This window comes from Streptomyces sp. NPDC056296, from assembly GCF_042268605.1.
Classification (GTDB): Bacteria; Actinomycetota; Actinomycetes; order Streptomycetales; family Streptomycetaceae; genus Streptomyces.
The window spans coordinates 1-1,037 of sequence record NZ_JBHJRX010000156.1; the positions used below are offsets into that span (position 1 = coordinate 1).

At 63.4% G+C, this 1,037-nt stretch carries 1 protein-coding gene; it reads right to left on the minus strand.

The window, feature by feature from the left end:
* Nucleotides 1-1,037: RHS repeat domain-containing protein (locus ACFCZF_RS40920; RefSeq protein ID WP_376676000.1), on the minus strand; the 1,037-nt coding region annotated here is incomplete at both ends.

Sequence of the window (1,037 nt, forward strand, 5' to 3'; positions counted from 1 at the left end):
GTCCGTCGTCCCCATGGGGAATTACGTGACCGCGGGGGTGGGGAATTACGTGACGCAGAACCCGCCCTGCCTGAGGAATTTCATGATCGCTCACAAAGCACTGGGTTTCGGCGCTGCTGGTGCTGCCGAGGGTGGTGGGGTCGCTGATGGAGGTGACGTTGCCGGTCTGGTCGTAGCTGTAGTTCAGGTCTTGCAGCTGGTAGGGGTGGGTTTGGTCCTGGGTGTAGCTGCGGGTGAGGCGGCCGGTGCCTTCTTCATAGCGGTTGGCGATGTAGACCTGGTCTTCGCCGGTGCCCATGGTGAGCATTTGTGGTTCGGTCAGGGCCGAGTAGTCGATTTTGGTGAGGTAGGTGCCGATCTCGGTGAGGTTGCCGAGGTCGTTGTAGTCGTAGCCGACGGTTTCGGCTGGCAGGCCGCCGAGGGCCGGGTCTTTGGTCTGTTTCAGCGTGCCGTCGATGTTGTAGTGGGTCTCGAAGGGCAGCGTGGCCGGTTGGCCGGCCTTGACGATCGGGTCGCTGGTGGGCAGTTGGAGTTCGGTGTGGGTGGCGCGGCCCATGCTGTCGTAGGCGGTGACTGTCTTGGTGTAGGCGGCGCCGCTCTTGCCGCCGATGTAGCGGGTGGTTGAGGTCGGCTGGCCCTTGAGGAGGGTGTCGTAGGTGTAGCCGGTGAGCTGGTTCGCGTCCGTCTTCGATCCGGCCCAGGTGCCGGTGGGACGGCCCAGCTCGTCGTAGGCGCTCACGACCGACTTGCCGCGGGAGTCGGTGGCCTTGGTGATCTGGTCGAGAGCGTTGTACTGGGTGGTTGCCTTGCCCTTGTCGGGGTCGTCGGCGCTGGTCTGGCGGCCGAACAGGTCGTAGCCGTAGGACCAGGTGGCACCGTCCGGGCCGGTGATCGTCTTTTGACGGTTGCCGAGGTCGTAGGTGAATTTTGTCGACGTGTAGTTGGGCCTTGACCCCGAATCCTGAACACGGGTTATGCGGCTGGTGCAAGCGTAGTTGGTGTGAGGTGGAAGGCGTTCTCGAAGGCGATCGGTGATC